A 21,626-nucleotide genomic window follows, 5' to 3' on the forward strand; every position below is an offset into this window, starting at 1 on the left:
AAGTTTCGCTTTATTTGACTTGTTCAAGCTTGATGTATGTGGTTGCTGATGTTGGTAAGTCTTGATAAGAAAGTTCGTCAATTGAGCGAACTGTTTTTGAGTCGATTGTTAATGTCAGAGCTTCTGTATTTTTACTTTTCACATTCATAAACCATTTTAACGTGACGTCATTAATACTATTCACATGCTGAATTTCTTTTAATAGGTTGTAACTATCTTTTAATAATGTCTTTTCATCGATAAATTCAGATGCTTGTAAGGAAATAGCAATATTTTGTGCATCGTCAATGATGTCAATTTCCATATTTAACATAATATTTTCAACAAATTGATGCAAAATAATTTGAGAAATGGCGTTCATTGTTTCGATTTTTAATTGCTCTGGTGAAATGGCTGCCTGTGTTTCTTCAAACTTTTTTTGATCTCTTGCTTCGTTACTTTTTAATATAAATTGTACCGACACAGCGCCAACAAAAAGAATTAGTACAACGAGTATTATTTTTAAAAATTTGTTCAAATGAAGGATGCCTCCTTTTGCAACGTGTCTAGGTTACACAAACTTTTTAGTCGGGCCCTCCAAAGCTCGAGGTTCACACGATGTGAATCATTGGGAGCTTGCAACATGGACATTACGTGCTGCTTACTCGAAGCTAAACGGGGACTTTAACTATATGCACATAATTAATTATGCCACAAAAAAATACTAAAAGGACTGCCAATTGTGACAGTCCTTAAAAAAGTTAAGTATTTGATTCTTCAGTTGGAAGCGTTGCTGCATATTCGTTGAAGTATAAAAATGATTCGTCCTCTAATTGTTGGATTTTTTGTTCGTTCAAACCAATGGATAATGGGCCAGAAAAAATTTCGCCCCACCAAGTTTCAGTTATCATCATTGTTATATCCCCCTTTGTACGATAGTTATGCAATGCATATTATGTTTGATTAGTAGGTAGTAATAAATTTATCTTCATTTTGTAAATTTATTATTTAGTTAATTCGCTGGATTGTGAAAGCTCCTCCTTTGTTGTGCAGAATTTTTCTTGAAGCTGTAGTAGTTAATACTATAGTTAATATGTGAGAAGCGTTATAATTTATGCATAGATTTTACAGAAAGGGTGAAAAAAATGAATTTTACAGCACAAGATGTGGAACGAATGATTGATGATCAACATAGCTTTTATTTTACAGGTTCAACAAAGGATGTTGAATTTCGTAAGCAACAGCTACTTAATTTAAAGAAAACCATTAAAAAATACGAATCACAAGTAATCGAGGCACTCGCATTGGATTTACGAAAAAGTGAATTTGAGGCGTATTCTACTGAAATCGGCATTGTTTATGATAGTATTTCAAATTTTGTAAAAAATTTATCAGCTTGGATGGTACCAGAGCCTATAAAAACGCCTCTTCACTTCCAACCAGCAAAGAGTTATATAGTACGTGAACCTTATGGGGTAGTATGTATTATTGGGCCCTTTAACTATCCTTTCCAATTAATTATGGAACCATTAATTGGCGCAATAATTGGAGGGAATACAGCAATTGTTAAACCCTCAGAAGCAGCGGTGCATACAGCAGTTATTGTGAGAAAAATTATTGAAGAAACTTTCCCTGCAAACTACGTAAGAGTAGTGGAGGGTGAAAAAGAAGAAGTGACAGCGCTTATTCATGCACCATTTGATTATATTTTCTTTACAGGTAGTGTAGCGGTAGGAAAAATCATTGCAAAAGCAGCGGCGGAACGTTTAACACCAATTGCACTTGAATTAGGCGGGAAAAGTCCTGTAATTATTGACCAAACTGCAAATTTAGAAGTTGCAGCACAGCGTATCGTTTGGGGAAAATTTAATAATACAGGCCAAACTTGTGTGGCACCTGATTATGTACTCGTGCATGAAACGGTTGCAAAAAAGTTTGTAAAGCTTTTGAAAAAGACTATTCGCGAATTTTATGGAAATGATCCACAGAAAAGTCCAGATTATGGTCGTATTATAAATACACGACAATTTGAACGTTTGGAAAATTTACTCAATGAAGAGCGTTCTACAGTAACATTTGGCGGGCGTACGGACCGTGAAGATTTATATATGGAACCGACTATATTAGAAAATATTAAGTGGGATAGCCCATCAATGGAAGATGAACTATTTGGACCGATTTTACCAATTTTAATATTTGAACATTTACCAAAAGCAATTCATGAAATTCGTCAGCTTCCAAAACCGCTAAGTGCCTATCTATTCTCGGAAAATGACAAGGCAATTAACTATTTCTTACAAGAGCTGCCATTCGGTGGAGGCTGTGTTAATGATGTCATTACCCATGTAGGCAATGGTCATTTACCGTTTGGTGGGGTAGGTCCATCAGGCGTGAAGGCTTATCACGGGAAAGCAAGTTTTGAAAACTTTACTCACCCAAAATCGATTATGCATCGCTCAAACAAATTAGCAAACAGCTTACTTTATCCCCCATACAAACAAAAAGTAAAGCTCGTTCGCACGATTATGAAATAATAAAAAGGATTAGTCCGAGAAGTATTTCTGGGACAAATCCTTGCGCCGAGGATGGAGGCTAGCACGAAGCTGGTCATGAATGTGTTGTCACAGGACGTGACGCTTTTAGCATTCGCTCTTTCCTTCTGACCACCGCAGAAGCACCGCTCTCAAGCGGTTAATTAACACATGAACGAGGGGCTGCTCGAAAAGTATATACTTTTCGGGCAGCCCCTTTTTCAAAAGAAGTGACTATGGAAAAATTCTATGATTGAACAACAGGGAAAGATAGCAATATTTCTGTCCCGACCTCTTCTTGACTTTTAATTTTTATCGTACCGTGATGGTCTTGAATAATTTTGTTAATGACCATCATACCTAACCCAGTACCTTTTGTTTTCGTCGTATAAAACGGTTCAAAAATACGCTCCAAAACATAAGGAGGGATCCCACAACCTGTATCTTTTAAACGAATAAAGATTTCGTTATTATCCTTGCTGGGGAACACTTCTAAAGTAATTGTTCCTCCGTCTTTAATAGCTTCCATTGCGTTTTTAAATAGGTTAATAAATACTTGCTTAATTTCATTTGCATTCCCTAAAATGATGATATCAGGATAATTATTTTGAAGAATGATATCGATGGATTTCTGCTGAAATTCATATTGGAAAAATTGAATAATGTCGTCAAATATTTTAGCTAAGTGAATGTTAACGAATTGATTTACCTGTGGGCGTGATAATACAAGGAATTCAGACAAAATTAATTCAATACGCTCCGTTTCTTTTTGAATAAGCCTTGTATGTTCATAATATGGCGAATTCGAATCTTCATTCATCATTTGCACAAAACCTGAAATTACGGTCATAGGATTGCGAATTTCATGTGCTACGCCGGCTGCGATTTCCCCCACAACCTTTAATTTTTCAGATTGTAAAATAAGATTTTCGTTTTCTTTAACGTGGGAAATATCCCGTGAAATAATTGAGGATGCAATAATTTCGCCATAGGTATTATAAATAGGCGATAAGGAAATTTGCACATCAAAAATAGTCCCATCTTTTCGCATATCTGTCGTTTCAAAAAGATAATAGTGACTGCCCTTTCGAAGCTCTTTCGCGCGACTTCTCGCATCCTCCAAATTTCCAGGTGGAATAAGAGGCAGTGAACGGCCGATAGCCTCTGTTTTGGACCAACCATATAATTTTTCAAATGCAGGGTTGACAGTAATGACGCGATCTTCTAAATCGAATACAGCAATTGAATCCTCAGCCTGTTCAAAAAATAAATTTAAATAAGCCTGCTTAGAATTTAAATGATACTCACGTGCGTCGACTTGTTTTTCCAACCTTGCCCACGTCTTTATAATGTAATAGCTTTGCAAACTACTAACAATGCAAACTATTAATAAAAAGAAGAAAAGTAAGTAGTTCTCTTCTATTTGGAAAATTTTAATTGAGTAAACATTAAATTTAAAAAGTATAATAATCTCAACTAAAATTAAAATAATGTTGGTGAAGGTAATTAAAAAAGAACGATAAATGGTTAAAACACCTATTAAATACACGAAACTGTAAATTGTAATCGGGCTATCACTTTGAAAATTATAAAGTAAAAGTAAAATATGCCAATTCGCCACTAAAAAAATTTGAAAAATTTTCGGATTTATTTTAACTAAATAAAGCGTGACAAGTAAAAAAGTGCTAAATCCACAAAAAAGTAAATAGCTGTAGTGATGATGAAATTGCTGGGAAACTATTACTAAAATTACGACAAAATTAGAAAATAAATAGGTGATAAGTGTAAGTAAATTTCGTTTATTTAATATTTCTTGTTGCTGCATGGTACACCTCAACTAGTAAACTGTTAACTTCTATCATACACGAAATCACTATGTCGATAAATGACGAATTTTGATATGATAGAGATGGTTAGAAATGAGGGAATTTATTTCATAGTTATTTTTGCTAGAGAGATGTTTAAAAGCATAGAAATTTCGTTGAAACAGCAGTATGATGTTTATTACTAATAATAAAATAATCGTAAATGGAATTTTTCATACGCAAATAGATTGTAATTGTGGGGGAACAAATAATGTACGCAGAAGAACTTCTAAGCACACTGATGCAAAAAAGAATAGTCGGGCAATTACCGAGAGTAATTAAAGATATCGCAATTGATTCACGTAGTGTACAGCCGAGCAGCCTATTCATTTGTATTAAGGGCTATACTGTAGATGGACACGACTTTGCTCAAAAAGCTGTTGACGCTGGTGCAACTGTAATTGTAACGGAACGTCTATTACAATTAGAGGGCAATGTAGCGCAAGTGATAGTTAATAGCACCGATCGTACGCTTGGCATATTAGCGGCGAAATTTTTTGATTACCCATCAAAGGATTTAACAATGATTGGGGTAACGGGTACGAATGGGAAGACAAGTGTAGCGGGTATTATTCATAATATTTTAGTAGGTCTTGGTGAGAAATCGGCTCTATCGGGAACAATTGGTTTTAATTTAAATGGTGTGCTTTATGAGTCAGCGAATACAACGAGCGACGCTTTAAATACCCAGCAAATGATTTTCCGTGCAAAAATGGAAGGCTGCCGCGCAATGGTAATGGAAGTATCTTCACATGGTTTACAGCTTGGTCGTTTAGCAGGTGTGGATTATGATGTAGCAGTGTTTACAAACCTAACGCATGACCATCTCGATTTCCACGGAACAATGGAGAACTACGGGAATGCAAAAGGCTTATTGTTCTCACAATTAGGGCAAGACTTAGAAAAAAATAAGCATGTGGTATTAAATGCAGATGATGCTTGGTCAGCACGATATGCAGAGATGACACCGTTCCCAATTTGGACATACGGTTTAAATAATGATGCAATCTTCAAGGCGGAAAACTGTCGCTATGAAAATGGTATGACGTACTTTGATATGATTACTCCAGAGGGAACATTCCCGATTGCGATGCATTTATTAGGTGAATTTAATGTGTACAATGTATTAGCAGCAACGGCTGTCTTTTATGCACGTCAATTCCCGATTGAGGCGATTATTGAGGAAATTGAAAAGTTACCACCTGTAAAAGGGCGTATGGAAAAAGTAGATACAGAATTACCAATTCAAATTTTCATCGACTACGCACATACACCAGACGCAATTGAAAAAGCAATCAATGCGGCATTACCATACAAAAAGCGAGAAAATAAATTAATTTTCTTAGTAGGTACAGGCGGAGGCCGTGATAAAACGAAGCGTCCAACGATGGCGGAAAAAGCATCGGTAGCTGATTATGTTATTTTAACAACAGACGACCCTCGTTATGAAGAGTTCGATAGCATTACTGGTGATTTAGCAAAAGGAATGCAGCATGACAACTTTTCTTGTATTGGTGACCGTGCAGAGGCAGTCAAACATGCAATCAATATAGCGGAACCTGGAGATATTATTATCTTTGCTGGTAAGGGGCATGAAGACTATCAAATTATTGAAAATACAAAATATCCGCATAGTGATGCAAAAATTGCGATTGAAGCTGGAAAATTAAAATTTGTTTAACTGGATTCAGCAGGGGTTCAAACCCCTGCTGAATCTAGTTAATGCCCCGGCGGATGTCACAGATTTTTTAGGGGAGTTTTAAAGAGGAAGTCAGCCTAAAGACGTCACATCGTGTGAAAACGGCTGACTGACCCACGTCCTGTGGCCCCGAGCTCAAAAAAATCTGGACCGCCGAGGCGTAATTATCGAATAAATGATTACTCCATCGTTTTGGACGTGAAAGCGTAAACGATGGATTTTTTTTGAGGTGAAGAGGCAATATGATTCGTTCGTTTTTATTGGATATGGTAGGCTATTGTCTCATTAGCCTGCCGTTTTATATGGTGATAAGAATGTTATATATGCGAAAGCAAAATAAAAATTGGCCGCGTGAAATTGTAATGATGCTCTTTTTCCTATATTGTGTCAGTATTTTTTCACAAACAATTATTCCGAATTTCTATATAGATGAAGGGCGAATTATTTTCGATACGTCGAATGCATTTATCCGCAGTAATTTCACCCCCTTAACAACGATTCATCTTTATTATGATCAATTAGATGGTCCGATTGCACAAATTGCCTTTTATAACTTAGTTGGCAATATTGTGCTATTCATTCCATTTGGCTTTTTTATTCCACTGCTTTGGAAAAAATTGCGAAGCTGGCGGAAAATGCATATTATTGCGTTTGGGATTCCGTTATTTATTGAATGTACACAATATTTTATTGGTCGTAGTATCGATGTGGATGATGTTTTACTAAATGCAATTGCGATTGTTTTGGGTTTTGTAATGTACAAGGTGTTGCACCGTCTTCGTAAATTCGTGATTGACAAGTAAAAAAGGTTGTAACGAGTGTACAATGTCTTTTAAAATAAGAAAGTATGAAAAAAGGAGACGAAAACAATGACTTTAGAACAAGATATATTATCTCGTCGTACGTTTGCTATCATTTCCCACCCGGATGCTGGTAAAACGACGATTACAGAAAAATTATTATTATTCGGTGGTGCCATCCGTGACGCTGGTACAGTAAAAGGGAAGAAATCAGGAAAATTTGCAACATCTGACTGGATGGAAATTGAAAAGCAACGTGGTATCTCTGTAACTTCTTCTGTTATGCAATTTGATTATTCTGGTTGTCGTGTCAACATTTTAGATACACCTGGTCACCAAGATTTCTCGGAAGATACGTATCGTACACTGATGGCAGTAGACTCTGCTGTCATGGTAGTTGATGCTGCAAAGGGAATCGAGGCACAAACGTTAAAGCTATTTAAAGTATGTAAAATGCGCGGTATTCCAATTTTCACATTCATCAACAAATTAGACCGTCAAGGGAAAGAGCCGCTTGAGCTAATTGAAGAATTAGAAGAGGTACTTGGCATTTCAGCTTATCCAATGAACTGGCCAATCGGTATGGGGAAAGAATTCCTAGGGATTTATGACCGTTACAACAACCGTATTGAACAATTCCGTACAGAAGAAGCAGATCGTTATTTACCGATAAATGAAGAAGGTGCTTTAGCCGTAGAGCATCCAATGAAAGTAACGTCATATTATACGCAAGCACTAGACGATATCGAACTATTAAACGAAGCCGGTAACCAATATTCTGAGGAAAAAATTCGTCGTGGGGAATTAACGCCAGTATTCTTTGGTTCGGCATTAACAAACTTCGGGGTACAAACATTCCTTGACACGTATTTAAAATTTGCACCAGTGCCACAGCCTCGTATTACAGAGGATGAGCAATTTATCGATCCAGTAGAGCATTCAGAGTTCTCAGGCTTCATTTTTAAAATACAAGCAAACATGAACCCTGCTCACCGTGACCGTATTGCATTTGTGCGTATCGTTTCTGGTAAATTTGAGCGCGGAATGAACATGACGTTAGCGCGTACAAGTAAATCATTCAAAGTTACGCAATCGACACAGTTTTTAGCGGATGACCGTGAAACAGTTGATGAGGCTGTTGCAGGTGATATTATTGGTCTTTATGATACAGGTACGTACCAAATTGGTGATACCGTTGTGGGCGGAAAGAAAACATTCAACTTCGAAAAATTACCACAGTTCACACCGGAAATTTTCATGCGCGTTTCGGCGAAAAACGTAATGAAAGGGAAGCAATTCCAAAAGGGTGTACTCCAATTAGTACAAGAAGGCGCGATCCAATACTTCAAAACATTACACACAGAAGAAGTCATTCTAGGTGCGGTTGGTCAACTTCAATTTGAGGTATTCCAACACCGTATGAATAATGAGTATAATGTTGAAGTAACAATGGAACCAATTGGTAGCAAAATTGCACGCTGGATTGAAAATGAGGAAGACGTAAAGGATTCAATGCACTCTCAACGTTCGATGCTAGTGCGTGACCGTTTTGACAACAAAGTATTCTTATTCGAAAATGAATTCGCTATGCGTTGGTTCTCAGAGAAAAACGAAAACATTCAATTATATAGCTTATTATAAGAAAAAGCCGGCAACACTTGGTCAAAGTGTTACCGGCTTTTTTTGATTCAAAATTTGGAATCAAGAGCATTTATCTAATAGAATCCGTTCTGCTACGTTACGGGGGACGCTTTTCTGGGGGCGTGGCTTCAAAGCGTTGACAAACGCTTTGCGACGAGTAACCGCAGGAGCAACTTTGTTTTTTTCCGCACACGCTTGATCCCCTAGAAGTCGCCCCAAAGAGATGTGCTCCTGTCGCTACGCTTTCGTCGCAAAGTAAGGCTCAAATCATACGGCATTTGAGCCTTACTTCACTTCGCGACACTCTACAATCAAACTAAAATTGGTTTCTATTACAAAGATTTAGAATAAAGTTTGTTGGGTCAAGCGCTGTTATTGAAATAAAGTAAAAATTAGTCTAAAAATACTTTTATTTTGACGCAATAAAAGTAGCTAGTTTTATTGCCATGGCTAACTTTTAATCAAAGATGCAATATTGTATACAGCGTGATATTTTATTCATCACCGCCGCCTCGCGATAGCGCAAACGGCAGTATTTTACTCCCTACAGAAGCAGTCATGCGCCTGTCGCTTCGCTTTCGTCGCAGAAGTTAAAACCAACTTAGACGGTGGTTGGTTTTAGCTTTGCCATAGCCCGCAAAAAAAGTAACATTGAACTCAATCTATTTTTTGCTGAAAAATTTGCCTAATGTTAGTAATAAGCTCAATTATTTATTTCAAACAACTTATCAAACGCAAATTCGCCTTGTTCGTATGTGCGTTCTTGTAATTGGATGTGGCCGTTTTTGTTGATAGTAATGGCTGTTGAACATCTTGTGCCGTAATTTGCTAACTTGACGAATGCTGCGGATAGAGCGCGTTCTAGGTAGATGCCAACGCCTGTATCGGGTAGTGAAACGTCTGGAGCTGTTTCTTCATTTGCGAGTAATGAAATGAGATGATTTGTTTCGAGTGTTTCGTCATCAACCGCTTGTTGCAGTACCTTTGCTGCGAAAGTTACTTTTGGCCATGGTGAGTTGAGTGTTGCATTACTGACGCTATGAACACCAGGAGGAACAACTGTATGCTCGTCAAACACGTTATTGTAATGCTGCATTTGTTCGCCATCATATAGTAGTACATTAAACCCCCCGTATAAATCCTTATTGCCCCGTAATTCCTCAACAAAATCTGCGCTTGTTTGTTCAGTAGTTAAAAAAGACTTTACGATTGCGCCACGCGATAAATGACCAGTTTCAGGTCGATTAGGGTCACGATAATTTGTTATTGCAGCAAAGCGGCCAGTTTTCGACACTCCAAGCCAACTACCATTCATTCGCAAATCCCTTCCTGCCAAAATATTTGGTGAATCGTCCCAAAAGTGAACCACTTCAGTAGGGCGCTCATAAAATTCATCACGGTTGGCAATAATGATTATTGGAAAATCTGGGTGTGTTTGATAAGCAAATGCGATTAAACACATAAAATCGCCTCCTAAATCTTGTTTTATAATTTGTAATATTTTACCATACGGCTTGTGATTTTTGTTTTGTTATAAAGGGAATTTTTATAGAATACTCGAATGTTAAATAAAATACGCGCAAAATGAAAGGGTTTCACATCTATGAATATAAGCAAATTTTCGATAAATCGACCTGTATTTACAATAGTCACCATGCTATTTGTATTATTACTAGGTGCGGTGTCGTTATTTAAAATCCCGATTACTCTCATTCCAGATTTAAATCCACCAATAGGGGTAGTTGTAACAAGCTATCCTGGCGCAAGCCCTATAGAAGTAAATGAAAAGGTGACAAAGCCTTTAGAGCAATCACTCGCGACATTGCCAGGAATTAAAAAAGTTCAATCAACTTCTATGGAAAGCTCCAATTTAATTGTTTTAGAGTTTAACTGGTCGACGGATATGGACAAGGTGCAGACAGAAATTTTACAGCGCATTGATTTAGTACCGCTACCAGACGATGCAGGAAAGCCAAGCTTTTTGAAATTTGATCCATCTCAATTTCCGGTAATTCAGCTCGCATTAGCTGCGAAAAATAAGGATATCGATGTCCGTCAAATTGCTGAGTCATTAGAACAAGAATTGAAACGAACTGACGGGGTAGCAAGTGTAACTGTATCTGGAAAAATTATTGAAGAAATTCAAATTGAATTAGATCCAGCGAAACTAGAACAACAAAACCTAACCCAAACGGATGTCATGCAAATGGTGCAGGCAAGTAATATTTCATTGCCTGGTGCGGAGCTGAACACGCAAGAAGGACAATTATTAACGACGCGTGTCATCAGTTTGTTTACATCTGCTGATCAAATTGCGGATTTAACATTATCGGTTAATCCATTAACTGGAGAAGCATTAAAGGTAAGTGATGTCGGAACAGTGAAGCGTCAAGAGCCGCAAGCAACGACGATTACACGAGCGAATGATCAGCCAGCTGTGCTTATTTCTGTGTTACAGGAATCGGGTGCAAATACAGCCAGTGTATCGGAAACATTTCAAGCTGAACTAAATCGTTTGTTAGATGAGCCGCAATATGAAGGGGTCGAGGCAACGATTTTATTTGACCAAGGTGATTATGTTCGAATTGCCATTAACAATATTAGTTCTTCATTAATTTTCGGTGGGCTATTTGCAATGCTCGTATTATTTGTTTTTTTACGAGGATTAAAAAGCCCTCTAATTATCGGTATTGCTATCCCGTATTCCGTTATTGTGACGTTTGTGCTCATGTATTTTGCCGACTTTTCGCTAAATATAATGACACTTGGTGCACTGGCACTTGGAATTGGAATGCTCGTTGACAATGCGATTGTAGTGATTGAAAATATTGAGCGGCATTTGGAACAAGGCAATTCACCAACTGAAGCTGCTATTAATGGAACAAAGGAAATCGCGTTAGCCATTACAGCTTCAACCATAACAACAATAGCTGTATTTGTTCCTGTTATGTTTATTAGTGGCTTAATAGGAAAAATTTTTACGGAGTTTGCATTAACGATTTCATTTAGTTTAATTGCGTCGCTTATAGTCTCATTAACGGTTGTTCCTATGTTCGCTAGCAAATTTTTGACGACAAAATCTGCGAAGCTAACCGAAAAGCGACAAACTTCGTGGTTATATCGAAATTATAAAAAGGCACTGTATTGGGTATTGAAAAAAAAGGCTGTTGTACTATCGGTAACGGTTCTATTACTCGCAGTTTCAGGTTTTTCACTTTATAAAACAGGTACAGAATTTTTACCTGCAACCGATGAAGGCTTTGTCACATTATCGGTGAAATTACCTAATAGTGTATCAATCGAAAAAACAGAAGAAGTTGTATCCGAATTAGAAACGATAGCCAAAGAATACGATGAAGTAGATGTTGTAGTCAGTTTAATAGGTGGAAATCAGCAATCACTTTCACGCGGCACAAGTAATCAAAATGAGGCGGAAATTTCAATAAAATTAGTTGATTTATCGGCCCGTTCGAAATCAATTTTTGAGATTGTTGAGCAATTAGAACAGCAAGTGAAAAGTCAAATAGGTGAGCGAGCAGAAGTGGCGTTTTCATTATCCTCGTCAACAGGTTCTACGCCAAATACGTTATCATTCCGTGCGACTGACAGTGATGAGGCGCGTTTAAATGAGTCGGTAACAAAAATTCAGCAACAGCTCTCTCAAGTTGATTCGATTACGGAAGTAACAACGGATTTAGATGAGACAAAAGAGGAAATTCAAATTGAAGTAAAACGTGATGAAGCTTTGAAGTACGGTGTATTACCAGCGCAAATTGCTCAAATCGTTAATACAATGATGCGTGGTGCATTTACGACACAAATCATTGCTGAAGATGGTGAGGTACTTGGCGTGTATACAGGGTTTGGAAAAGCCTATCGTGAAAATATCGAAGCTTTAAAGACGATGAAATTAAGGACAAATGCTGGAGTATTTGTGGAATTACAGGAGCTTGCCCATATCGAAATTATGCAAATGCAAACGGCTATTCGTCGGTCAGATCAAGCATCTGCAGTGGCTATATTCGTGAAATATAAAACAACTGAGTCACTTAGCGGTATTTCAACTCAAGTGGATAAGGCAATCGAGCAAGCGAACATCCCTAATACTACAAAAATAATATTCGGTGGAGATCGTGAATTATTTGATAGCGCAAAACACGATATGATTTTGGCAATAATTTTAGCCGTCATACTCATTTATTTAGTGATGGGTGCACAATTTGAATCGTTTAAATTGCCATTTGTTATGATTTTTAGTGTCCCATTAATGGTAATAGGTGTTGCCATATCATTGTGGTTTACGAATACATTACTTGGGGTAACCGCTATTATTGGCATTTTAATATTAGTTGGTATTGTCGTGAATAACGGGATTGTGCTTGTCGATTATATTAACCAAAAGCGTCAGCAAGGATTCGATGTTCAAGAAGCTATTGTGATAGGGGCACAAGACCGGATGCGACCTATTTTAATGACCGCTTTAACAACGATTTTAGGACTAGTACCCCTGGCATTAGGAATTGGGGAAGGAACGGAAATGAATCAACCAATGGCGATCGTTGTGATCGGAGGATTAATAAGTTCAACAATTTTAACATTATTTATCGTACCAATTATTTATCGTTTAATAGAAAGAGACTAATCATGTTGCTAGCAAAGGGGGGAAATCAGTGGGTAGTCACTTTGTTACAGGCTTTCCGGGATTTGTTGCAACCCATTTAATTAACGAGCTATTTAAACAAAAGGTAACGTCTGAAGTAATTGCCATTGTACAATCCGATGAATTAGCATGCGCAAAAGTTGTTGCGAAAGAAATAGAGCAGCATTTTGAACAGTGCCAAATCATACTGTTTGAAGGAGATATTACATTACCGAATCTCGATTTGGCTGATGCAGATGTTCAGCTAATTGCACCAAAAATCTCGATAATCTGGCATTTAGCCGCTGAGCATAATTTGATGATTAAGCGTGAAAAAGCATGGAAAGTAAATGTTCATGGAACTGCAAACGTCAATGATTTTACTGGCAAATTGCCGAATTTAAAACGCTATATGTATTTTAGTACGGCATTTATCGCAGGGAAGCGACAAGGTGAAATTTTGGAAATGGAGTTAATTCGCCCACCTGCATTTCATAACTTTATAGAGGAATCAAAATTTGAGGCAGAGCTACTAGTAGATGATTTAAAGTTAGAGCTACCGGTAACGATTATTCGGCCAACAATGATTTATGGGCATTCGCAAACAGGGAGAACCCAGCGTTTTGATGGCATCTATTTTTTGATGAATATGATTGGTTATTTGAAAAACCAAATGTTGTTTCCTCAAGTCGGCAGTAAAAATACCGATTTTCAAGTTGTCGCATTAGATTATGTAGTCAATGCGAGTATCGCGCTTTGTTTAAATAACCAAGCTGAAGGTGAGACGGTACATTTAACAGATATAAATCCATATAAAGTAATAGATGTCTATCAAAAGCTCGTACAATTAATGACAAAGCGCAAAACTTTTAGTACATTACCGTTAGGCATTGCTAAAGTAATGTTAGAGCAATCAAGTATTCGAACTGCCTGGCATGTACCGCCGCAAATGATCGATTATTTAGACCATGCGGCATGCTTTGACACAAAGGACTGTGAGCGATTATTGGAACATGCGAATATGGAGTGGGTTGATTTACTCGAAGTGTTACCAAACTTAGTGGATTTTTATGAAAATAACAAGCATTTAACGACCTATCAGGTAAAAATTTGATATCTTACAAAAGATTTAATTGATTTTTTTTCGCTTTATCGTATAATAAATATATTAGTTGAATATCCATTTGACATTTGTCAAAGGGGAGTAGCTATAAGGGATTTTTTCTTACATGTCGAATTAAAGCGCGTAAGATTATTAAAATGAACTTATTTCACATTCGTCATTACATGGTTAGGAACCATCGGGTGTGATAGCATCAGTTTGCTTAGCAAGACCTTTGCCTATACTAATAGGCAGAGGTCTTTTCTTTTTTGGCCTTTTGGGTGTTTTTTCAACTTACAATATGAAGCCCATTTAAAATGGGTACACATCTTTATTAAGGAGGAGAACTTTTCATGGAAACTATTTTATTGGAATATGCATGGGTCTTACTTGTATTAGTATTCCTTGAAGGATTATTAGCGGCAGATAACGCAGTAGTTATGGCGGTAATGGTAAAACATTTACCGAAAGAGCAGCAGAAAAAAGCATTATTTTATGGATTATTTGGGGCGTTTTTATTCCGTTTCATTGCACTATTCTTAATCACATTCCTAGCAAAATATTGGGAAATTCAAGCGATTGGTGCAGCATATTTACTGTTTATTTCGATAAAGCATTTATATGATAATCACTACAAAAAAGAAGAAGAGCACGAGGATGCTGTTGAGAAAAAAGGTTCTGGCTTCTGGATGACTGTTTTAAAGGTAGAGTTAGCAGATATTGCCTTTGCGATTGACTCAATGTTAGCGGCAGTTGCCATTGCAATGACATTACCACATATTAGTGATATTGATATCGGTGGAATTAACGCTGGACCATTCTCAGTTATGTTCTTAGGTGGATTCATTGGTCTTGTTATTATGCGATTTGCGGCACAAATGTTCGTTAAATTATTAAACGATTACCCAACATTAGAAACTGCAGCCTTCTTAATCGTTGGTTGGGTAGGGGTAAAATTAGCGGTATTAGCGTTAGCTCACGAAAACCTTGCAATTATTGATCCACACTTCCCACACTCAACAACATGGCAAGTTATATTCTGGGTTGTCTTACTTGGTATAGCAATCGGTGGCTATGTTGCAGGTGTAATGAAAAATAAAAAATAAAAAGTACAATAAATCAGCTGAATAATGGGGATACTTCTATAATCGAAGTATCTCCTTTTCATTTTCAGCGTAATTCATTATACTAGAAAAAATGAATGATGGAGGCGACTATTTTGCCTTTAAAGCAATTTGAAAAAAGAAGTATTACCCCGTTTCGACTATTAATCACATATTACTTTTTCGCCATATTAATATCGTATTTACTGTTGCGAATTCCAGGCGTGCATATAGAAGGTGTACAAGTCTCACATTTGGATAGCCTTTTTATGGCAGTGAGTGCGGTGAGTGTAACGGGTTTGACAACAGTGACGGTTGCAGAAACATATAGTAGCTTTGGTTTAGCAATGATTTTAATCATTTTACAGTTTGGTGCCATTGGTATTATGTCAATAGGTACTTTTTTATGGCTATTATTCGGCAAGAAAATTGGCATGCGTGAACGTCAACTAATCATGATTGACCACAATCAGTACAATTTATCAGGTGTTGTGGCGCTGATTAAGCAAATTACAAAATTATTGTTTTTAATTGAATCAATCGGAGCAATCATTTTAATGGTTCATTTTAAACGCTATTTTGACACGTGGGAAGAAGCTGCCATCAATGGGATATTTGCCTCAATATCAGCGACTACTAATGGTGGTTTTGATATTACGGGCATGAGTTTGGTACCGTTTCATAATGATTATTTCGTGCAATTTGTTTGTATGATCTTAATTTTTTTAGGGGCAATTGGCTTTCCGGTGCTAGTAGAAGTAAAAATGTTTTTATTAAAAAAAGACCCGACATTCCGCTTTAGTTTATTTACGAAAATCACAACGGCAACATACGGTATACTGTTTGTTGGAGGAACGGTCATAATATTAATACTAGAAAGCTTTTATTCCTTTAAAGGGATGCAATGGCATGAGGCGATTTTTACGGCCATGTTTCATTCCGTTTCGACACGTTCGGCAGGATTGACTACGTTTGATATCACAACATTTAATGAGGCGACACAGCTCTTTATGAGTGGATTGATGTTTATCGGGGCTTCACCAAGTTCAGTTGGTGGAGGAATTCGAACGACGACATTTGCTATTATCATTTTATTTGTCATTGCCTATTCGCGCGGTCACTCTGATATTCAAATTTTTAAACGTGAAATTCATTTAATAGATGTTTTTCGTTCGTTTGCAGTATTAATTTTTGCAATTTTCATGGTCATGGTCGCGATGATGATTTTACTCATTACTGAGCAACATGCATCTATGAATCAAATTTTATTTGAAATTACGTCGGCGTTCGGAACATGTGGAATGTCTTTAGGCATTACACAGGATTTATCGACGATAGGGAAAGTTGTCATTATGACATTAATGTTCATCGGCCGTGTTGGCTTAATTTCGTTTCTGTATTCCCTAGGTGGTACATCGAAAAGGAAAAAGTATCACTATCCGAAAGAAAGAATTATTATTGGATGAAAAAAGCTACGATTACTCAATTATTGAGCGAATCGTAGCTTCTTTTATTTTAGTTAAAAGAATAGAAATAAGGTGCTTCGCTGTTGCGGAAGTATGTGAACAAGTAGCCGGTTTGCTTTGTTACAGTGCCTGTTTCATCATAGTTTTGGAAGTCTATGTGGAATGGAATAATTAACGAATGCTTAAATAGGTCACGTTCGCTAATATTCATCGCTGCAAATTCATCTCCGACAATAGCAGGCTTTTCTTTAATACGTGCATAAATATCACGCATTTCATTTTCGGAAAGTCGGTCATTCCACCATAATTTACGTGGTTGGAAATGTTGACCACTTAAGAAGTCGTATTTCATTAAGCTTGTGATAATATCGATATTTGCATTTTCTACAGTTTGTAAAAATTCAAGTAAACGACGGAATAAGTCTTCTAGCTGATGACCGATGCGGCTCCAACCTTTTGTTTCCCAATACGTACCGAAGTTTTGGAAGAAATCGAACGGTGTTTCGAATACCTGAGTTACTAAATACTCGATTGTATGATCCATACGGTGCGCATTCCAATATTTTTCAAGTACATCCTCTGCATGTTTAATCCTTACGATATCATCAAATGTTAGCACGTTGTTTGAGAAAATTTCATACGGTGAGATGTCAACGTATGTATAGCCATATTTTTCGGCCTCTAAACGTAAGCCTGTACCACGTAACAGTTTTAAGAAACCAAGCTGTAGTTCTTCTGGACGCATTGCGAATACATCATTGAATGTTTTGCGGAATGAACTGTAGTCTTCTTCTGGTAAGCCTGCAATTAAGTCTAAGTGCTGATCGATTTTACCGCCTTCTTTTACCATTGTGACAGTACGTGTAAGCTTTTCAAAGTTTTGACGGCGCTTTACTAAGTCATTTGTTAAATCATTTGTTGATTGGACACCGATCTCAAAGCGGAATAGACCACGTGGTGCATTGTCATTTAAAAATTGAATAACTTCAGGACGCATAATATCGGCCGTGATTTCGAATTGGAATACAACGCCGGGCTTGTGTTCATCGATTAAAAATTGGAACATTTCCATCGCATAGCTACGGCTAATATTAAATGTACGGTCAACGAATTTAATTGTTTTGGCACCATTGTCCATTAAATAACGAATGTCCTCTTTAATTTTTTCGCGATTAAAGTAGCGTACACCGACTTCAATAGAAGAAAGGCAGAACTGGCAGCTAAACGGACAGCCACGACTTGTTTCAATATATTGGATACGCTTTCCTAAATGCGGTAAATCTTCTTCAAAGCGGAATGGTGTCGCAATTTCACGTAAATCGACTTTTGGTGGTTGTGCGTGAATTTTTAGTTTTCCATCTTGTAAATAGCAAATTCCGGGTACTTTTTCAAGTTCAATTTCACCATTAAAGTGGCGCAACATTTCTTTAAATGAAACTTCGCCCTCGCCCATAATAATGTAGTCAATTTCATCATGCTTGCGTAACCAGTCATGTACGTCGTAAGAAACTTCAGGACCACCTAGTACGATTTTGACATTAGGTAAAACTGTTTTTAACATGCGAATAACGGCGATTGTTTCGTTAATGTTCCAAATATAGCAACTGAAACCGACTATATCAGGTTTCTTTTGAAATAGATCAGAAACGATGTTAAACGCGGGATCTTTAATAGTGTATTCAGCTAGTTCACATACAAATTCTGGTTGAATGGCTGCTTTTAAATAACGAATAGCTAAATTCGTGTGAATATATTTTGCATTTAATGTACTTAAAACAATGTTCATAGTTTAATTCTCCTCTACATACATACTATTGTAGCAGTGTGAGACACAGCAAACAATATAGGATATTATACCCATTTTATTCCAAGTAATAGTATGGAATAATGTTGAGTATGTATAATTTTCTGAAAATTTTAAAATAAGAATTAGGAGGCTCGGATATTAGTGGAAGGCGAATTGAGTCACGTGGTAGATAATCTATTTCAACAGGCAAATGAACATATGGTTATTTTTGATTGTGCTGGAAAAATAAAGTATATGAATGGTAAAGTTGTCGACACGTTTGAACAGTTAAACATTCAGACAAATTTTTTTGAGTTAACAGAAAATAATAATGCTGAATGGAATAAGTTCATTACAAGAGTGACTCGAGACGCCACGGCTAGCTATACTTTAGATTTGTATAAAGACTTTCAACAAAATGTGCTAATAAGTTTTTTAGGTTATTACATTCCTGAACGACAATTAGTTCTTTGTATATTACAATTTAACACAGTGCACAAACCATTAAATGAAACGCAACATAATTACCATTTGATAAATGGCCTGCTAAATGGGGTAGTGCTTACTTCTAAAAATGGTAAAATTATTATGACTAATCCAATCGCACTACAGTTATTAGGCTTTGATAATGGACAACTTGAAAGAAGAAGTTATGATTTATTATTTGAAAATTGTTATGTTGATCCAAAAGCGATTATTCAATATTATCGTATGATATCGAACAATGAGCTTGCGACGATTTTAGTTAAGCGTATTAGTAGCGATGATCAAGTTTGCTATTTAAATATTTCAAGCAAAATCGATGAAACACTTGATATGTTGGTAACTACTATTACGGATCAAACAGAAAAAATGATATTATTAGAAACAATAAACCATCAAAAGTCATTAGCAACAGTTGGGCAAAGTGTAGCGACTATTATCCATGAAATTCGTAATCCAATGACCACTATTCAAGGCTTTATTCAGATGATTAAGAGCAGTATAGAAGAGCAGGTAAATCCTTATTTTCAAATTGTCGAAACCGAGCTTCAGCGAATTGATGATATGTTATTAGAATTACTATCGATTTCGAAGCCGAAAAAATATGATTTTCATTTACTTGATTTCAAAGGAGTAATAGAACAAGCGATTACATTACTTCAATTGAAGGCCTTAGAATCAAATGTAAATATTATTTTTGAATATGATGACAATGCTTCTTTTTTAATAAAAGGGAATTACAATCGATTAAAGCAAATGCTTATTAACTTACTGAAAAATGCAATTGAAGCAGTTGAAACGAATGGTTCGATAATTGTTCGTTTGCTATATACAAATGCATCGACACTTCGTTTAATTGTAGAAGATACAGGAAAAGGAATGTCGACAGAGCAATTAGCAAATGCATTTCAATCATTTTATTCAACAAAATCTACTGGGACAGGCTTAGGGCTTGTGTTAGTTCAAACAGTTGTAGAAGAGCACAATGGTACTATTTTTGTGGAAAGTAGTGAAGGTGTAGGTTCAAGGTTTAAAATTGATATAAACTTATTAGAGAATGAAGGGAATCCGTCCATTTCATTTTCATCTTATCCTTCTATGCAAAAATCAGCAAACATATATATGTAATGACTATTCATAAAGGGAAACACTCCTAGCTCACTTCAACTTTTATATGAAATAATGCGTATTTTGACAAAGCTTTCGATTAATCGCTATAATAACCTTATTACTCAAAAATAGAGGATGGTTTTTATGGCTTCAAATGAAGTAAAACAATCGTTAAAATTATTTATCGTCTTATCAAGAGCAACGAAAGCGATTAATGAAGCGACGAATCAGTTTATCCAACAAAATGGTTTGAATCCAACCGAATTTGCAGTTTTAGAACTTTTATATCATAAAGGTCGCCAACCGTTACAACAAATTGGCAACAAAATATTATTAGCAAGCGGTTCGATTACGTATGTAGTAGATAAATTAGAAAAGCGCCAATTTTTAGCACGTGTTTCTTGTCCAGAGGATCGTCGTGTAACCTTTGCAGAAATTACTGAACAAGGTTCTGAATTTATGGACAAGCTGTTTCCGGAGCACGAGCAAAAATTACATGAGCTCTTAAGTGCTCTATCATCAGAAGAAAAGCAAACGACTATTGAGTTAGTAAAAAAATTAGGTATATCGATTAAAGATTTATCTTATTAAAAAAACGCCTCTCCAACTCATCATGAATTGGGGAGGCGTTTTTTTATTTTTTGGATGAAAAAATAGAAATTATTGAATTGTTAAGCCCATTTGTAAAAATGCGTCTTGTAAGTCTGCTGCTACCGTATCATAAATTGTCAGTGTTACAAACATATTGTCTCGTTCAAATGCAAGTTTAATAACTTTATCAGTATTTTCAAACGTTGTTTCGTAACCGACAATTTGAATAATGTCAGTATGATGCTCTAAAATAGCGCTGAAATCATGTTCTTTCACATCTGATGAAATCGCACTCATTGATTCAGTTACAGAAGACTTTATATCATCAAATGTTACCTCACCCTTTTCAGTAACTTCAATTTGCATTGAGAAATTGTCATCAGCATTGTAGAGTAAATGATCGATACCAGGTTCCTCTGCCTCTAATGTGTAGTTTTCAAAATGTTCAATAGAATAATTCATCTCTGCACTTTTTGAAGTAATAACCGCCTCTTTAAACGTTTGACCGTTAGAACTATAAGTTAATGTTGCTTGTTCATCAGTTTGTTGAGGCTTTGCTTGTGCTGGTTCATTCGTTTCTCCAGCATCTTTAGCGGGTTCTGTTGTTGTCTGAGTTGTTGTAGTCGTTTCTTCGGTACTTGTTTCTGTTTGAGTTTGCTCTGTTTGAGGTTTTTCGTTATCAGCCGTATTCGTGTCAGGCTCGCTTGTATCAGTATTACAAGCAGCTAATGTAGTTGATAGTAATAGCAATGCACTCAATGTTGCGAATGGTTTTTTCATAATGTGCCCCCTCTTACTTTAATAGACGGAAACTAGGGAAGTAAGTTTCTG

General features: G+C 36.5%; 16 protein-coding genes. 10 read left to right on the forward strand and 6 right to left on the reverse strand.

The window, feature by feature from the left end:
- Window positions 1-10 precede the first annotated feature (10 nt).
- Together O7776_RS03630 and O7776_RS03635 are read right to left on the reverse strand one after the other, a co-directional pair.
- Complete coding sequence (locus tag O7776_RS03630) at window positions 11-517, reverse strand: hypothetical protein (RefSeq protein ID WP_274309287.1); 507 nt, start codon at window positions 515-517, stop codon at window positions 11-13.
- 223 nt (window positions 518-740) lie between these two features.
- Window positions 741-893, reverse strand: coding sequence for a hypothetical protein (locus O7776_RS03635; RefSeq protein ID WP_241367771.1), 153 nt, complete (start codon window positions 891-893; stop codon window positions 741-743).
- Window positions 894-1,124: 231 nt separating this feature from the next.
- Between O7776_RS03635 and O7776_RS03640 the strand changes: the two genes are divergently transcribed.
- Complete coding sequence (locus tag O7776_RS03640; protein ID WP_274309288.1) at window positions 1,125-2,513, forward strand: aldehyde dehydrogenase; 1,389 nt, start codon at window positions 1,125-1,127, stop codon at window positions 2,511-2,513.
- Between the two features lie 244 nt (window positions 2,514-2,757).
- Here the strand turns inward: O7776_RS03640 and O7776_RS03645 are convergent, their stop codons facing one another.
- Window positions 2,758-3,840, reverse strand: coding sequence for a two-component system sensor histidine kinase NtrB (locus O7776_RS03645; protein WP_274309289.1), 1,083 nt, complete (start codon window positions 3,838-3,840; stop codon window positions 2,758-2,760).
- Window positions 3,841-4,586: 746 nt separating this feature from the next.
- Between O7776_RS03645 and O7776_RS03650 the strand changes: the two genes are divergently transcribed.
- The 3 genes from O7776_RS03650 to O7776_RS03660 all read left to right on the forward strand — a co-directional run bounded on the left by O7776_RS03650 (window position 4,587) and on the right by O7776_RS03660 (window position 8,515).
- Window positions 4,587-6,056, forward strand: coding sequence for a UDP-N-acetylmuramoyl-L-alanyl-D-glutamate--2,6-diaminopimelate ligase (locus O7776_RS03650; protein ID WP_274309290.1), 1,470 nt, complete (start codon window positions 4,587-4,589; stop codon window positions 6,054-6,056).
- A 260-nt stretch (window positions 6,057-6,316) separates the two neighbouring features.
- The gene (locus O7776_RS03655; RefSeq protein ID WP_274309291.1) at window positions 6,317-6,877 is read left to right on the forward strand and encodes a VanZ family protein; all 561 of its coding nucleotides are present in this window, start codon (window positions 6,317-6,319) and stop codon (window positions 6,875-6,877) included.
- Window positions 6,878-6,943: 66 nt separating this feature from the next.
- On the forward strand, window positions 6,944-8,515 hold the full coding sequence (locus O7776_RS03660) for a peptide chain release factor 3 (protein ID WP_274309292.1): 1,572 nt from the start codon (window positions 6,944-6,946) through the stop codon (window positions 8,513-8,515).
- A 703-nt stretch (window positions 8,516-9,218) separates the two neighbouring features.
- Here the strand turns inward: O7776_RS03660 and O7776_RS03665 are convergent.
- Window positions 9,219-9,977, reverse strand: a complete 759-nt coding sequence (locus O7776_RS03665; protein WP_274309293.1) for an NRDE family protein — start codon at window positions 9,975-9,977, stop codon at window positions 9,219-9,221.
- A gap of 141 nt (window positions 9,978-10,118) precedes the next feature.
- Between O7776_RS03665 and O7776_RS03670 the strand changes: the two genes are divergently transcribed.
- The 4 genes from O7776_RS03670 (at window position 10,119) to O7776_RS03685 (ending at window position 16,825) form a co-directional block, all read left to right on the forward strand.
- A complete protein-coding gene (locus O7776_RS03670; RefSeq protein ID WP_274309294.1) occupies window positions 10,119-13,157 on the forward strand; it encodes an efflux RND transporter permease subunit in 3,039 nt (1,012 codons plus the stop codon).
- A 28-nt stretch (window positions 13,158-13,185) separates the two neighbouring features.
- The gene (locus O7776_RS03675) at window positions 13,186-14,268 is read left to right on the forward strand and encodes an SDR family oxidoreductase (protein ID WP_274309295.1); all 1,083 of its coding nucleotides are present in this window, start codon (window positions 13,186-13,188) and stop codon (window positions 14,266-14,268) included.
- 341 nt (window positions 14,269-14,609) lie between these two features.
- Complete coding sequence (locus tag O7776_RS03680; RefSeq protein WP_274309296.1) at window positions 14,610-15,362, forward strand: TerC family protein; 753 nt, start codon at window positions 14,610-14,612, stop codon at window positions 15,360-15,362.
- A 98-nt stretch (window positions 15,363-15,460) separates the two neighbouring features.
- Window positions 15,461-16,825 (forward strand): TrkH family potassium uptake protein, encoded by a 1,365-nt coding sequence (locus O7776_RS03685; protein WP_420802148.1) that lies wholly within the window; start codon window positions 15,461-15,463, stop codon window positions 16,823-16,825.
- Between the two features lie 49 nt (window positions 16,826-16,874).
- Here the strand turns inward: O7776_RS03685 and O7776_RS03690 are convergent, their stop codons facing one another.
- Window positions 16,875-18,611: a B12-binding domain-containing radical SAM protein gene (locus O7776_RS03690; RefSeq protein ID WP_274309298.1), complete on the reverse strand. Its 1,737-nt coding sequence runs from the start codon at window positions 18,609-18,611 to the stop codon at window positions 16,875-16,877.
- Window positions 18,612-18,773: 162 nt separating this feature from the next.
- Here O7776_RS03690 and O7776_RS03695 point away from each other — a divergent pair, with 162 nt between their 5' ends.
- Together O7776_RS03695 and O7776_RS03700 are read left to right on the forward strand one after the other, a co-directional pair.
- On the forward strand, window positions 18,774-20,222 hold the full coding sequence (locus tag O7776_RS03695) for an ATP-binding protein (RefSeq protein WP_274309299.1): 1,449 nt from the start codon (window positions 18,774-18,776) through the stop codon (window positions 20,220-20,222).
- A 126-nt stretch (window positions 20,223-20,348) separates the two neighbouring features.
- Complete coding sequence (locus O7776_RS03700; protein ID WP_241367789.1) at window positions 20,349-20,795, forward strand: MarR family winged helix-turn-helix transcriptional regulator; 447 nt, start codon at window positions 20,349-20,351, stop codon at window positions 20,793-20,795.
- 69 nt (window positions 20,796-20,864) lie between these two features.
- Here O7776_RS03700 and O7776_RS03705 read toward each other — a convergent pair whose 3' ends face one another.
- Window positions 20,865-21,575: a chemotaxis protein gene (locus tag O7776_RS03705; protein ID WP_274309300.1), complete on the reverse strand. Its 711-nt coding sequence runs from the start codon at window positions 21,573-21,575 to the stop codon at window positions 20,865-20,867.
- Window positions 21,576-21,626 lie beyond the last annotated feature (51 nt).

Origin of the sequence: Solibacillus daqui, from assembly GCF_028747805.1 — a bacterium.
GTDB lineage: Bacteria > Bacillota > Bacilli > Bacillales_A > Planococcaceae > Solibacillus > Solibacillus daqui.

Coding starts and splice junctions, on each gene's coding strand:
- O7776_RS03690 (WP_274309298.1), bottom strand. CDS start 18,611: ATGAACATTGTTTTAAGTACATTAAATGCAAAATATATTCACACGAAT.
- O7776_RS03665 (WP_274309293.1), bottom strand. CDS start 9,977: ATGTGTTTAATCGCATTTGCTTATCAAACACACCCAGATTTTCCAATA.
- O7776_RS03650 (WP_274309290.1), top strand. CDS start 4,587: ATGTACGCAGAAGAACTTCTAAGCACACTGATGCAAAAAAGAATAGTC.
- O7776_RS03660 (WP_274309292.1), top strand. CDS start 6,944: ATGACTTTAGAACAAGATATATTATCTCGTCGTACGTTTGCTATCATT.
- O7776_RS03700 (WP_241367789.1), top strand. CDS start 20,349: ATGGCTTCAAATGAAGTAAAACAATCGTTAAAATTATTTATCGTCTTA.
- O7776_RS03655 (WP_274309291.1), top strand. CDS start 6,317: ATGATTCGTTCGTTTTTATTGGATATGGTAGGCTATTGTCTCATTAGC.
- O7776_RS03685 (WP_420802148.1), top strand. CDS start 15,461: ATGGAGGCGACTATTTTGCCTTTAAAGCAATTTGAAAAAAGAAGTATT.
- O7776_RS03635 (WP_241367771.1), bottom strand. CDS start 893: ATGATGATAACTGAAACTTGGTGGGGCGAAATTTTTTCTGGCCCATTA.
- O7776_RS03680 (WP_274309296.1), top strand. CDS start 14,610: ATGGAAACTATTTTATTGGAATATGCATGGGTCTTACTTGTATTAGTA.
- O7776_RS03670 (WP_274309294.1), top strand. CDS start 10,119: ATGAATATAAGCAAATTTTCGATAAATCGACCTGTATTTACAATAGTC.
- O7776_RS03640 (WP_274309288.1), top strand. CDS start 1,125: ATGAATTTTACAGCACAAGATGTGGAACGAATGATTGATGATCAACAT.
- O7776_RS03705 (WP_274309300.1), bottom strand. CDS start 21,575: ATGAAAAAACCATTCGCAACATTGAGTGCATTGCTATTACTATCAACT.